Below are 13,339 nucleotides of genomic sequence, written 5' to 3' on the forward strand. Positions count from 1 at the left end.
ATAACACTTGGGTTGGTATTAAATGAATGAAAAAGGATATATAATTAGAATGTTCAGTTTTTTATAAAATGGAAACGAGGGAATAAGATGCTTGCAAAATCGGTAATTGATGATGTACTTGAAGCAGCACTGTCTACTGGTGGAGACTTTTCTGAGGTATTTGTAGAAAACCGTTATAGTAATCAATTAATTCTGCAAGGAGGGCAAGTGGAAAAAAGTCTGTCTGGAAGAGAATTTGGGATTGGTATCCGAATTTTCAAGGATTTTCAAAGTGTGTATACGTATACAACGGATGATAGCAGAGAGGGATTGATTAAGGCCGCAAAAAAGGCAGCACAGGCCATTAAAGGTGAACATATTCTTCAGCCAACTTCTCTTGAACGACAAGCTATTGAATCTCTTCATCCAATTCTTCTTCATCCCAGAGAAGTTGAAAAAAAACGGAAGGTAGACGTGATGAAGAAAGCATATGAATCGGCTAAGAACTACCATTCTAGCATTGAGCAAGCAACAATTAAATTGTTCGACGAAGAACAAATGGTTCTAATTGCTAATTCAGAGGGTACATTTGCCGAGGATCAGCGTACCCGCAGCCTGCTATCTATCAAGTCCATTGCCTCGGATGGGATTCAAATGCAGACGGGCGGGCACAGCACAGGTGCTTTTAAAGGGTTTGAATTCTTTGAGAATTTAAATCTGGAACATTATGCTTTTGAAGCATCACGTATGGCAGTGACTATGCTTGGGGCTGAGAACTGTCCGAGTGGAAAATACCCTGTGATTCTTGATAATGAGTTCGGCGGTGTTATTTTTCACGAAGCATGTGGACATGGACTAGAAGCAACATCTGTTGCTAAAAATAATTCAGTCTTTGCTAACCGTATTGGTGAAAAGGTAGCCTCCGATCTTGTTACGTATATAGATGATGGCACATTGAAGAATGAATGGGGATCAATCACAATTGATGATGAAGGTGAACGTGCTCGGAAAAATGTTCTCATTGAAAATGGGATTCTTACAGGCTATTTAATTGATAAATTTAACAGTAGAAGAATGGGAATGGCATCGACAGGTTCAGGAAGGCGTCAGTCCTATCGTTTTGCACCGACTTCCCGAATGACAAATACCTACATTGCTTCTGGAAAATCTACTAATGAAGAAATTATTAGCAATACTGAACGTGGTATCTTTGCAAAGTATATGGGTGGAGGTCAGGTTAACCCTGCTACTGGAGATTATAATTTTTCAGTAATGGAAGCTTACTTAGTTGAAAACGGAAAAATCAGTAAACCATTGCGTGGTGCTACATTAATTGGAAATGGACCGGAAACGATTCAATTGGTCGATATGGTTGGTAAAAATCTTGGCCATGGTCCTGGAATGTGTGGATCTGAAAGCGGCAGTATTCCAGTTAATGTCGGACAGCCAATGGTACGTGTGAGCGAAATGACGGTTGGCGGAAGAATGGGGGAAGAATAAGATGAATCTAGAAAACTTTAAAGATCAATTATTTGCCTATGGTACTGGCCAAGGATTTACTGACATGGAGTTAGCGTACGTACGAGAGGAGAAGTTTGCCTGCAGTCTCTTTGAAACAGAAATTGATTCCTATGATACTTCGGAAACATACGGTATCTCATTCCGTGGACTATTCAAAGGGAAAATGGGGTCAGCATTTACAGAGAAGTTAGATGAAGATTCGGTTACATACCTTATAGAAGAGGCTAAGGATAACGCGGATGTGAGTGAACCTGAAGAACTGGAAGAAATTTTTTCTGGGAGCCATTTTTACAAGCAGCCTGACTTTTTTTCTGAAAAACTGAAACAAGTTTCGATTTCAGATAAAATTGCGCTGTTAAAATCAACGGAACCGTATATTTTTGAAGCTGATGAACGGGTTACAGCAATTGAAAGCTTCACTCTTCAAAGTAGTGAAGTGGAAAGAGGATTACTAAACAGCAAAGGACTTTCACTAAACGAACGAAAAAATGACTTTCTAATTGGTCTATCGGTTGTAGTGAAAGACAATAATCAAATTAAGAATGGATTTATTGTTAAAAATACACAGGATTTTTCAAAAATCGTTCCCCAAGATATAGCCCATGCTGCAGTTGAGGAAGCAATCTCACAACTTCATGCAAAGCCAGTAAAAAGTGGTGATTATCCAGTTGTCATACGTCATGATGCAGCCGCTATGTTATTAACCGTTTACTCAAGTATTTTTTCTGCTGAAAATGTTCAGAAAGGTCTGTCACTATTAAAAGATAAAGAAGGGAAAAATATTGCCAGCCCATTTGTGAGCATAATTGATAATCCATTTGAAAAGCAAGGACTCGCTCGTAGAAGCTTTGATGATGAGGGAGTTGCCACCTCATACAGAGAGATTGTGTCATCGGGTACACTCGAAACACTGCTTTATGATCTAAAAACAGCCAAAAAAGCAGACAGGGAATCAACAGGTCACGCGTATAAATCCTCCTATAACAGCAGCCTTGAAATTGCACCTACTAATTTCTTTATTGTCCCTGCTGAAGGAGAAGGAGATTTAGTCGGCAAAGTTGAAGAAGGCATTCTAATTACTAGTCTATCAGGCTTACATTCTGGTGCAAATACGATATCTGGAGATTTTTCCTTGGCTGCAACTGGTCTGTATATAGAAGGTGGAGTCATTAAGCATGCAGTCAAACAGATGACAATTGCAGGGAATTTCTTCGAATTATTAAAGAATATTGAAGCTGTCGGATCAGACCTCGAATTTTGTTACATCCAAATGGGCGGGAATTGTGGATCACCCTCATTATTAATAAAAGAACTTGCCGTCACAATAGAATAATAGATAGCTTGGTTTTACGTAAGTTAGTAAAGAATAGCAGTCAACTTTCTCTGACTGCTATTCTTTTTATATAAATCAGCCTAAAAACCTGTTCCTAATATACGTAACAGTTATCAGGGATGAGGTGAACATATACGATGGTTAACAAAACGAACTTATAGTTGGCTGATTTTAAGTGGTCTTGTTATTTATATTGTGAAATTGTAAAGGGGGTCTTTATTGCAAGATTCTTTTTTTGTGGGCCATATTATCGTAACCACTATAGCAAAGAGAAGGAGCATTTCAACCATTTGTAATAAGTATATGCGGCGGCGGGAACATATCTGCTTGGTTCTCATTAGAGCATCCCTTCGATTTAAATGGATAATTATTGAACCATTATTAATAATCAGCAATTATAAAATCTAACCCACTACTCTATTTTGCTTTTAGATAGTAAATTAGATAAAGTGGATAGTGATAATCTGCCTCTTTGTGGATTGTAAACTACTACTATTTATGTAGCTGCATATATATTGCGTACTGATTTTCTACTTTCATATCATAAAGTAAAGGATGACTAAAGTGATTAGAATATTAGCGGTAGATGATGATGTACATATGTTGAATTTTGTTGCAGCTGAACTTCGACAAGCGGGGTATGAAGTAGTGCAAGTGACTTCTGGTGAGGAAGCATTATTGCGTATCGAGTCCGAAACTATGAATTTAGCAGTGGTTGATGTTATGATGCCCGGCATCGATGGGTTTGAACTAACGCAAATACTGCGTACAGAGTACGACCTTCCGGTTATTCTGCTTACAGCACGGCATCATATTGAAGATAAAGAACGCGGGTTCTTGGCCGGATCTGACGATTATTTGGTCAAGCCTTTTGAATCGAAGGAGTTATTGTACCGCGTTAAAGCCATTTTACGGAGATATAATCATCCAGAGAACGACCTGCTGACTATCGGTTCACTCACAATCGACCTCAAAAGCTATGAAGCACGATCAACCAACGGTACCTTGCTCACTCCTTTAAAGGAATTCGAATTACTCTCACTCCTTGCGTCACAGCCCAATCAAGTGTTGAGTAGGGATTTGATGATAGAACGGATTTGGGGAATCGATTTTCAAGGGGATGAACAGACGGTTAATGTTCATATTAATCGCCTGCGGCAACGCTTAGAACGATTTGCTCCAGATGTTCAGATTATAACTGTACGGGGTGTGGGGTATAAAATTGAGGTGGTCAGATGAGTCTTTATGTTAAATTTATTTGGTTTACCTTCACTACGATGCTTGTCAGCAGCCTGATTGCCTTTTTCGCGATGAATATCTATTATCACCAATATTTAAAAGGCGAAAATAACGATAAAAATATGACCATTGCCAGTTCCATAGCTGATTTCTTAAATGAAACAACATCTGCTCGTGCTGAAGAAACCCTAGCTTTGTTGGGTGAAGCTGGTTATCAGCTTTATATGACGGATGGAGAGACGGTCAGGCGTTTTGGTGGTCACTATCGGGATGAAACGATGGATGACGCCGTTATTCGACAAGTGCTTGATGGAAAAGTCTACAATGGCATTCGTGATTTTCCAAGGGAAACCTTTGTGACTGGTTTTTTTGCAAATGAATTAAAAAATACTGTCGGTGTATCGATAGTCATTGATGGTGAACGCCATGCGCTGTTTTTGCGTCCGAACATTAAACTTCTTCTTCAAGAGCTCCACCTATTATTCGGGGGACTGGCAGTGGGGATTATTTTGTTAAGTTTTATCGGAATGCTGATTGTTGCACGACTGTTGATTCTACCCATCATAAAATTGACCGAAGCAACAGAGAAAATGGGTTCCGAATCCTTCAATGTGCCGCTTTCTATTGATCGTAAAGATGAAATAGGCCGTCTAGCCGATCAATTTCTAACTATGCGTGCTCGTATTGAAAGATCTATTTTAAAGCGGAAAGAATTTGTGCACAATGTTTCCCATGATATTCAATCCCCCCTTCATACTATACAAAGCTATTTGACTTTGCTTCAAAAAGAAGGAGTGAGTGAGAACGAAAAAGAGCAGTACTCAGCCATTATCCAAGAAGAAATAACACGCATGTCTCTCTTGACTAATCAATTATTGACCTTAGCATCATTTGATGCAGAAGCGACGGATCCAGTGGAGGAAGTCTATGTCGATCAACAAGTGCGCGAAACGCTTTCTCATCTACGCTTTGCATTTGAAGAAAAAGAGCTTGGGATTTCCTTTATATCGGAATCCATCAAAGTGAGAGGTAATGCACCACTTCTTCAAACTGTTTGGGAGAACTTGCTGACTAATGCCATTAAATATAGTGAACCAGGCTGTTCCATTGAAATTCAGATGACATCTACTCCTGATTCTATGATTTTAAACATTCAAGATGAAGGTGTTGGTATGTCTCCTCATGAGGTCAAACACGCATTCGACCGATTTTACCGGGCTGATCAAGCTCGTACACGTTCATTAAAAGGTTCAGGTTTAGGTCTGGCCATTGTAAAAGAAATTATCGAACTACATAAGGGTACCATCGAAATTACCAGTACTCCCGCTATAGGTACGACAGTTCAAGTAAAACTTCCTCTTCTGTAACCAGTCGTTCACCTTCTATACAAGTTCACAGCTTTCTAGAGCTGTGAACTTTTTTAAGCTGGTTCGTTCTGCCTCAACCTCCTAATTCCCTCTTAGAGCTATGGATTCTATGATTTTAAAATCTATTCCATTTTTCTAAAATGTATTCTTTCTTTACTAACCTTAATCGAACTAACCTTAAATTAATTATTGGAAAACGGTGAAGGAGCTTCAAATGTTATCACCTGTTAATCTTCCGTTCACCTTAGACGTTTAAACTGAAGATATTAAGTGAAATGGAGGAGTTAACATGAACATTGCATGGAAAGAAATTAAGAAAAGCAAAATAAGATTTCTGATTCTTGGTTCAATCGTTTTTCTAGTTAGTTTTTTAACACTTATCATTTCTGGATTATCGAATGGTTTATCCCAAGATAATGCGGCTTTAATAAAAGATTTACCAGATGGTCAATTTTATATGAATGAGCATGCGAATGAAACCTATAATCTTTCGAGAATAGATGAAAGCACACAAGAAACATTAGTGAATGAGCAGAAGGATGCTGCGGCACTGTCTATTCAAATGGGTTTTGTTAATGACGCAGATGATAAACAACATAGTGTTGCCTTTGTCACTTCGACTGATTCAAATTTATTTGAGAAAGTTGAAATAGGAGAAATTGTATTAGATCAATCAATAGAGGAAGACGGTATTAAAGTTGGAGATGCCGTTACGAACAATCAGTTCGGCGGAGAATTCATAGTGAAAGGCTTTGTAGATCAAAAGAAGTATAGCCACGCACCTGTTGCATATATCAATATGGAAAACTACCAAGAAATTTACGGTGTAAAAGAAATGCAACTGGTATTTGTACCTGGACAAGATAATGCACAAGCTATTGACGGATTACAATCATTTTCAAATAAAGAGTTTCTTAGTACAATTCCAAGTTATAGTGCGGAACAGATGTCACTCAATATGATCATTTGGTTTTTAGTTGTCATCAGTGGAATGTTGTTCGCGATTTTCTTCTATATGATGAATGTTCAAAAGATTGGTTTGTACGGGATTTTGAGAGCGCTCGGTGTTAAGACTAGTCGATTATTTGGGATGATGTGGTACCAAATGTTCTTTATTACCGCGATTGCACTCACTTTGTCAGTTGCATTGAGTCAGGGTTTTACAATGATTGCTCCTGAAGGAATGCCTTTCATTTTAACACTAGAGATAACTATTCAACTATCAATCATATTCTTGATAATCGGATTTATCGGTGCTACGCTCTCAGGCTTCCAAATTAGAAAAGTCGAACCATTACATGCGATTCAACAAGGAGAGATTTAATATGGCAATATTCATGATTGATAAAGTTAAAAAATCGTTTGCAAATGGAGACGTGGAAGAACAAGTTTTAAAAGGAATCAACCTTTCCCTCGATGAAGGAGAAATTACGGCATTAGTTGGTCCATCGGGATCCGGTAAAAGTACGCTTCTTACAATAGCGGCTGGTCTTCAACGTGCATCGGATGGTCATGTATATTTCAATGGAAAAAATATGACTAACATGAGTCAGGAGCAAATCCGTCAAATCCGGGCAAGCGAGTTCGGATTCGTCTTTCAATCCTCTCATCTCGTTCCTTTTCTTACTGTAGAAGAACAACTGATGCTAATGCTTACCATTTCAGATACAAAAATAAAAAAACAGGAACAAAAAGTGGAAGTCACAAAAATACTCAAATTGGTCGAAATGGATCATCGCAGAGACTCCTATCCTTCTTCGTTGTCAGGTGGGGAAAAACAGCGGGTGGCAATTGCAAGGGCAATCATTCACCAACCTAAAATGCTTTTTGCGGATGAACCCACAGCGAGTTTAGACTCAAAAAGATCGAAAGACGTAATGAAGTTAATCCAAGACTTGACTAAAAGGTTGAACATTACAACGTTGATGGTAACCCATGATGAAGAAATGCTAACATATTCGGACCGGGTTATCACAATGAAAGACGGATTGATAGTGTAAAAGACAGATTTAAACTTAAAAACAGCCAATAAATAATTTAAAACAGACCAGAATATATAATATCTATGTAAGGGATTTTTTCTCCTTTTGACTTCTTTATCTTAAAAGCTTGCTAGGCTTGACTTGTAGGGAAGGGAATCTGTTCTTCGTGGCAGCCGTAATGAACCCCCTTTAAATCTCCATGTAATTGTATCATTAATTTAAAAACAATGAAAAGACTTCTCCTCTAGATATAAGTTACATTTTCCTTATGTGGATTTACTTCCCTATGGTTATATACAGTGTCTTTTCATTCAACGATACCTAAAAAAGGGGAAAAGTTAATGAAATGAAGGGTTATTAGTCAAACATTCATTTAACAAGAGGTTTTGCTAATTCAGCATCTTTTATTAAAATTTTTGTGGTAATATATAGTAATTAATTCTCTTGGGGGATGGGTATGCAAAGGATACTTAGTTTTTATAAAAACATAGCTTTAGATCTATTTTCAATGATGAAAGGATTTACATACGGATTTTTTATCTTTGGACTGTTTATGGTGATTTTGGCTGGTTTATTGTACGGTATACTCTTTCTAAAAAATATAATCCTATAACTCTGAATGGATGATAAGGAGGCTGCCCTCTGATACTGGGACAGAATAATCGTACAGAATAAAAATGAATACATCAGAAAAGAGGTACTATTATCGACAAGATTGAGGTTATAAACTTAGTTCCTAAGTTCTTAAATTTTTTCAGAAAAGCAATCAAGTTGGAATAAATAAGGAAGACCGATGGGCTTTATGGGAAGAACATTATAATTTCGCTGCCATTCCTCCTGGGGAAGAGGGGCGGAAATTAGCTAAGTCATTATTCGAGAAAGCTTGGGATACGTATCAAAAGCATCTAGAATATATACAAAAGTGGAAACCTAATCATACAGAGCTAGAAAGTCGTCTTGAAGAAGTGAAAGCGCTCTTATAATTTGGGAGCAGCTTGGATTTTGTGGGTACTTTTGACAACAATCCTTTTGTGGCTCCTTTTGATCAAGATCGGATTGCATTATGTTTACCCATTGAAAGCGGTAGCTCTGAAATCTTATTGGTACATGAACTAACACATATTGTCCATGCAAAAACAGCCAGTCTTACTTCACACTGGCAGCGTACTATTGCACTTACCATCTTGGAAGAAGGTTTAGCCACTCGTGTTAGTAAATTCTTAGTACCAGGAGAAGCGGATGAACGGTATATTGAACATAAAGAGAATTGGTTAACATCGTGTATAGGAAAGAAAGAAGAAATTTTCAAAGGGATTTTACCTTATCTGGAGGATGACTCATCAGAAACTGTTTATAAATTTACGATTGGCAAGGGAGCAACTAATCATGAAAGAGAAGCTTACTATGCAGGCTGGGAAATGGTGGATACTCTCTTGGAGCAAGGCGTATCATTTAACGACCTCGCGAGGATAAAAGAAAAAGACATTCCTATTTTATTTAAAAACTTATTGATTTCCTAAGCATTAGTGAGGTCTTTCGATCGATTGGGAGGGAAAAAATGAAAATTGCCTGGTATTTAAATTTGATTGGGTTAATTTTTTCAATAATTGGTTTTACTAAACTAGGACATAGTAATTCTCAGAATCTATTTTTAATTAGTGGTTTAACGATCCAAACCATTGCAGTGGTGATGTATTACATAAGTAAGTTTAAAGATAACCGCGCTAAATAGGTTATTTTTAGGATTGCTCTTCACTGAACTTTTCGTTTTGTAACTGAGATAGGAGAGGTTTTTTAAATGAAAATGAAGTCACCTATGTTTTTTGTCTGGATAATTGGTATTGCTATGATCGCCTTTTTTACAGGGGAAATAGCGACAGTCATGATGTTGTTTTTAATATTACTTACGCTAAATACCATTCTTTCAGTTATTCAAGATTTTTATCATGATTGGAAGAACAGGTCTTAAAGTGAGAAATCAGAATGGGAAAGTCTCTACTCGAAGTAATTAGCAGGAGGGAAATTATGAAACTTGTTCTTTTGTTTGGACCTCAAGCAGTGGGTAAAATGACAGTCGGACAAGAACTAGAAAAGATAACTGATTTGAAACTGTTTCATAACCACATGACCATTGAATTACTTGAACCACTTTTCAAGTTTAGTCCTGAAATGTGGAGATTATCGAATTTATTTAGGACAGAAATATTTAAAGCCGTTTCTGTGAGTGAGCTGAAAGGCTTGATATTTACCTATGTGTGGGCATTCGACCAACCAGAGGATTGGAAGTATGTGGACGATCTCTGTGAAATTTTTCAATCAAAAGGGGCAACGATTTATTTCGTTGAGCTAGAATCCGAAATGAATGTGAGACTAGAACGAAATAAAAGTTCACATAGACTTGAGCACAAACCTACCAAAAGGAACATAGATTGGTCAGAAAATGAATTAAAGGAGTCAATGAAAAAACACAGATTAAACTCCTTCAACGGTGAATTAACAAAAGAACATTACATAAAAATAAATAATACTAAATTAAGTGCGATAGAAGCAGCTAACCTAATTTCAGCAAGATTTAATTTATAATCATGTAAGCTTGGAAGTATATTTCAAGCTCTTTTTTTTATTCAAAGAGTCGAAAGAGTACTTTTGCTTCATCGGTTCGCTCATTTCCTGTTAAAACCCCAGCTTCCTAATAATACATTCAGTGACTCTGTTAGTTTAGTCTCTGGGATGCCGGCAAAGCCAAGAATGATTTGTGGATGTGGAAGGTTCTGTTCAGCCATCGAGTAGAGTGATACTGGATAGATTTTAACCCCAGCCGCTGCAGCTTTTGTGACTAGTGTGTCTTCAGTCATTCCATTGTTAACCGCTAATACAACATGAAGCCCCGATTGCTCACCAATGATTGTGATCGTAGAAGAATGGGGTTTTATTGAGGCTAAAACCATTTCTAACTTACGACGGTAAAGCTTACGCATACGATTCAAATGTTTCTCAAAGTCTCCCATTCTCATGAATTCGGTTAAGATATGTTGATCTATTCTTGAAACAGTAGAGTGGTAGAAAGAGAGTTCTTGCTGATGCCTAGTGAGCAGTTGTTTTGGCAGGACCATGTAGCTAATTCGAATGGATGGCATTAGTGATTTTGAAAATGACCCTAAGTAGATGACTTTCTCTGTCTGATCTAAGCTCTGTAGGGAGGGAATTGCTTTACCAGTATATCGAAATTCACTATCATAATCGTCTTCAATAATAAAGCGATCTGTATGACCGTTGGCCCAATTTAGTAATTGCGTTCGTCGGTTAACAGACAAAACGGTGCCGTAGGGAAAGTGGTGGGAAGGGGTTACATAGACGATATTAATCGGTGAGTTCTCGACATTTTTCACGATAAGGCCTTCTTCATCTACTGCGAGTGGATACACTTGATGATTATAGCAAGTTAAAATTTGCTGAATCAGATGATATCCGGGATCTTCGACACCATAAATCGTAGTTGGGTTTAATAGTAAAACGAGCTGCTGTAATAGAATTTCAATCCCAGCGCCCACAATAATTTGATCCGGGCTGCATTTTACACCTCGAGCATGATAAAGGTATACTGCGATTTCATGACGCAACTCTATTTCTCCTTGTGAGTCTCCAAGTAGAAGCCATTCATGATGTTCTTCTTGCATACTGTTTTTGGCATATTTACGCCATTGTTGAAAAGGAAAGTTTTCTGTATCAATTTGACTGGGATGAAAATCAATAGTAATTGAATTTGTTTGCTGATTCGTTTGTAAGGGAAGTGTACTTTTTGCTCCGATATATTCCAAATCTTCCGATGCCATCACGAAATAGCCTTTACGTGGAATAACCTCGAGGTAGCCTTCAGCGGTCAGCTGTTCGTAAGCTGTTTCAACTGTATTTAAACTTATATGTAAGGCATCTGCTAACTTACGTTTTGATGGCAGCTTTGTTTGGAAAAGCAGCCTGCCTTCCGTAATTTCAGCTTTAATATGTGCATATAACTGTTCGTACATTGGAATGGAACTGTCTCTATTTAATTCAACTGCTAACCTATCCATCTATTCTCCTTCTTTCTCTGAACCCATTGTTTTTTGCAAAACTGACACTTTTAATACATTCACTTGGTTTATATACTAAAGAACATATAGCAAAAAATCAATATAAATTGGGAGATGAAGAGATGAATAAATTAATAGCAACGGATGCGGTTAAACGAGGGATGGCTCATATGCAAAAGGGCGGAGTCATCATGGATGTTGTCAATGCCGAGCAAGCTAAGATTGCGGAAGCAGCAGGCGCAGTAGCTGTAATGGCACTTGAAAGAGTGCCTTCTGATATTCGTGCAGCTGGAGGGGTCGCAAGAATGGCTGATCCAAGAATAACTGAAGCTGTACTGAATGCTGTCTCGATTCCTGTAATGGCAAAAGCAAGAATTGGTCATATCATTGAAGCAAGAGTGCTAGAAGCCATGGGGGTAGATTATATTGATGAAAGTGAAGTATTGACCCCCGCTGATGACGAATTTCATATCCTGAAAAGCCAGTTTACCGTTCCGTTTGTATGCGGCTGTCGCGATTTAGGTGAAGCTGCTCGAAGAATTGGTGAAGGAGCGTCAATGCTTCGTACAAAAGGGGAACCAGGTACGGGAAATATTGTGGAAGCTGTTCGTCATATGCGTAAAGTTCAGGCTCAAATTAGGAAAATAATCTTGATGAATGACGACGAATTAATGGTGGAAGCGAAAAATTTAGGAGCTCCATATGAAATTCTTAAACAAATTAAAAAAGAAGGGAAATTACCTGTCGTAAACTTTGCTGCAGGTGGAGTCGCTACTCCATCGGACGCTGCATTGATGATGGAACTTGGTGCAGATGGGGTATTCGTAGGTTCTGGGGTATTTAAATCGGAAAATCCAGAGAAGTTTGCCAACGCTATTGTTCAGGCAACGACGTTTTATAATGATTACGAATTAATTGGTGCGCTTTCTAAGGAACTTGGATCTCCAATGACAGGTATCGATATTTCTAAGCTTGCTGCGGCAGACCGTATGCAGGAGCGAGGATTGTAACATGGCAGTAATTGGTGTAGTGGCCTTACAAGGTGCTGTAGAGGAACATCTTAAACAAATAATCAATACAGGGTCTGAAGCCATAATGGTCAAACACCCTCGGCAGTTGAAGGAACTAGATGGGCTGATTATCCCTGGTGGTGAAAGTACAGCAATTGGGAAGTTAATGGCTCATTATGGATTCATCGAAGCGATTAAAGATTTTTCTAATCAACAAAAACCTATTTTCGGTACCTGTGCGGGCATGGTCCTCGTTGCCAAAGAGCTTGAAGGATCTGAGTCTGCTCATTTAAAAATCATGGACATCGTCGTTAAACGCAATGGTTTTGGGAGACAAATTGATAGTTTTGAAGCAAATATTGAAATAGAAGGAATGAAGGCTCCTTTTCAAGCGGTATTTATACGTGCACCGTATATTATATCAGCAGGTGATCAGGTTGAAATTCTAGCACGAGTGGATGAAAAAATAGTCGCCGCCCGCTGTGATCATCTGCTAGTCAGCGCGTTTCATCCAGAACTGACCGATGATAACCGTTTTTATAAAATGTTCAGTGAAATGGTTGAATCGTCAATGGTAAGCCATTCATCTTAACCAGGAACGATTATAGTAAATGAGTATGGTTTTTATATATAACCTTGACATAGACTATTCAAACAATTATGATAATTACAACTTAATATTCTTATCAAGAGAAGCTGAGGGACTGGCCCTATGAAGCTTCAGCAACCTATGCTCTCGAGCAAGCAGGTGCTAAATCCAGCAAGCAGTGTCTTGAGAGATAAGAGTAGATTCAAAATGTCCTCTTTCTCTATGATTGGGGATATTTTTGTGTGTAAG

General features: G+C 38.1%; 13 protein-coding genes and 1 riboswitch. Of the genes, 12 read left to right on the forward strand and 1 reads right to left on the reverse strand.

Going from position 1 to position 13,339, the window contains the following annotated elements; all coding sequences use genetic code 11:
- The first annotated feature begins 87 nt into the window (after positions 1–87).
- The 10 genes from WYK_RS16415 to WYK_RS16450 all read left to right on the forward strand — a co-directional run bounded on the left by WYK_RS16415 (position 88) and on the right by WYK_RS16450 (position 10,004).
- Entirely contained in the window at positions 88–1,479 is a 1,392-nt protein-coding gene (locus WYK_RS16415; protein ID WP_040375558.1) for a TldD/PmbA family protein, read from the forward strand.
- A gap of 1 nt (position 1,480) precedes the next feature.
- Entirely contained in the window at positions 1,481–2,833 is a 1,353-nt protein-coding gene (locus tag WYK_RS16420) for a TldD/PmbA family protein (protein WP_040375559.1), read from the forward strand.
- A gap of 564 nt (positions 2,834–3,397) precedes the next feature.
- Positions 3,398–4,072: a response regulator gene (locus tag WYK_RS16425; RefSeq protein ID WP_081704923.1), complete on the forward strand. Its 675-nt coding sequence runs from the start codon at positions 3,398–3,400 to the stop codon at positions 4,070–4,072.
- Positions 4,069–5,439 carry a sensor histidine kinase gene (locus tag WYK_RS16430; RefSeq protein WP_040375560.1) on the forward strand — a complete coding sequence of 457 codons (1,371 nt, stop codon included), beginning with the start codon at positions 4,069–4,071 and terminating at the stop codon, positions 5,437–5,439. Before WYK_RS16425 ends, WYK_RS16430 begins: the two co-directional genes overlap by 4 nt.
- Before the next feature lie 289 nt (positions 5,440–5,728).
- Positions 5,729–6,763: an ABC transporter permease gene (locus WYK_RS16435; protein WP_040375561.1), complete on the forward strand. Its 1,035-nt coding sequence runs from the start codon at positions 5,729–5,731 to the stop codon at positions 6,761–6,763.
- A gap of 1 nt (position 6,764) precedes the next feature.
- On the forward strand, positions 6,765–7,439 hold the full coding sequence (locus WYK_RS16440) for an ABC transporter ATP-binding protein (RefSeq protein WP_040375562.1): 675 nt from the start codon (positions 6,765–6,767) through the stop codon (positions 7,437–7,439).
- Positions 7,440–8,425: 986 nt separating this feature from the next.
- Positions 8,426–8,941, forward strand: a complete 516-nt coding sequence (locus tag WYK_RS16445; protein ID WP_152526488.1) for a hypothetical protein — start codon at positions 8,426–8,428, stop codon at positions 8,939–8,941.
- Positions 8,942–8,979: 38 nt separating this feature from the next.
- Entirely contained in the window at positions 8,980–9,153 is a 174-nt protein-coding gene (locus WYK_RS24990) for a hypothetical protein (protein WP_161629148.1), read from the forward strand.
- A 66-nt stretch (positions 9,154–9,219) separates the two neighbouring features.
- A complete protein-coding gene (locus WYK_RS24995; protein ID WP_161629149.1) occupies positions 9,220–9,390 on the forward strand; it encodes a hypothetical protein in 171 nt (56 codons plus the stop codon).
- Between the two features lie 56 nt (positions 9,391–9,446).
- Complete coding sequence (locus WYK_RS16450; RefSeq protein ID WP_040375564.1) at positions 9,447–10,004, forward strand: AAA family ATPase; 558 nt, start codon at positions 9,447–9,449, stop codon at positions 10,002–10,004.
- A gap of 80 nt (positions 10,005–10,084) precedes the next feature.
- Here the strand turns inward: WYK_RS16450 and pdxR are convergent, their stop codons facing one another.
- Positions 10,085–11,491, reverse strand: a complete 1,407-nt coding sequence (gene pdxR, locus WYK_RS16455; protein ID WP_040375565.1) for a MocR-like pyridoxine biosynthesis transcription factor PdxR — start codon at positions 11,489–11,491, stop codon at positions 10,085–10,087.
- A 122-nt stretch (positions 11,492–11,613) separates the two neighbouring features.
- Here pdxR and pdxS point away from each other — a divergent pair, with 122 nt between their 5' ends.
- Together pdxS and pdxT are read left to right on the forward strand one after the other, a co-directional pair.
- Positions 11,614–12,501 (forward strand): pyridoxal 5'-phosphate synthase lyase subunit PdxS, encoded by an 888-nt coding sequence (gene pdxS, locus WYK_RS16460; protein WP_040375566.1) that lies wholly within the window; start codon positions 11,614–11,616, stop codon positions 12,499–12,501.
- 1 nt (position 12,502) lies between these two features.
- Positions 12,503–13,093 (forward strand): pyridoxal 5'-phosphate synthase glutaminase subunit PdxT, encoded by a 591-nt coding sequence (pdxT, locus tag WYK_RS16465; protein WP_040375567.1) that lies wholly within the window; start codon positions 12,503–12,505, stop codon positions 13,091–13,093.
- Positions 13,094–13,181: 88 nt separating this feature from the next.
- Positions 13,182–13,287, forward strand: a riboswitch (SAM riboswitch).
- The last annotated feature ends 52 nt before the right edge of the window (positions 13,288–13,339 follow it).

This window comes from Peribacillus psychrosaccharolyticus ATCC 23296, assembly GCF_000305495.1.
Lineage (GTDB): Bacteria > Bacillota > Bacilli > Bacillales > DSM-1321 > Peribacillus > Peribacillus psychrosaccharolyticus.

Bases quoted from the DNA above. Each gene is read 5' to 3' on its own strand.
- WYK_RS16415 (WP_040375558.1), top strand. From the start codon at position 88: ATGCTTGCAAAATCGGTAATTGATGATGTACTTGAAGCAGCACTGTCT.
- WYK_RS16420 (WP_040375559.1), top strand. From the start codon at position 1,481: ATGAATCTAGAAAACTTTAAAGATCAATTATTTGCCTATGGTACTGGC.
- WYK_RS16430 (WP_040375560.1), top strand. From the start codon at position 4,069: ATGAGTCTTTATGTTAAATTTATTTGGTTTACCTTCACTACGATGCTT.
- WYK_RS16435 (WP_040375561.1), top strand. From the start codon at position 5,729: ATGAACATTGCATGGAAAGAAATTAAGAAAAGCAAAATAAGATTTCTG.
- WYK_RS16440 (WP_040375562.1), top strand. From the start codon at position 6,765: ATGGCAATATTCATGATTGATAAAGTTAAAAAATCGTTTGCAAATGGA.
- WYK_RS24990 (WP_161629148.1), top strand. From the start codon at position 8,980: ATGAAAATTGCCTGGTATTTAAATTTGATTGGGTTAATTTTTTCAATA.
- WYK_RS24995 (WP_161629149.1), top strand. From the start codon at position 9,220: ATGAAAATGAAGTCACCTATGTTTTTTGTCTGGATAATTGGTATTGCT.
- WYK_RS16450 (WP_040375564.1), top strand. From the start codon at position 9,447: ATGAAACTTGTTCTTTTGTTTGGACCTCAAGCAGTGGGTAAAATGACA.
- pdxR (WP_040375565.1), bottom strand. From the start codon at position 11,491: ATGGATAGGTTAGCAGTTGAATTAAATAGAGACAGTTCCATTCCAATG.
- pdxS (WP_040375566.1), top strand. From the start codon at position 11,614: ATGAATAAATTAATAGCAACGGATGCGGTTAAACGAGGGATGGCTCAT.
- pdxT (WP_040375567.1), top strand. From the start codon at position 12,503: ATGGCAGTAATTGGTGTAGTGGCCTTACAAGGTGCTGTAGAGGAACAT.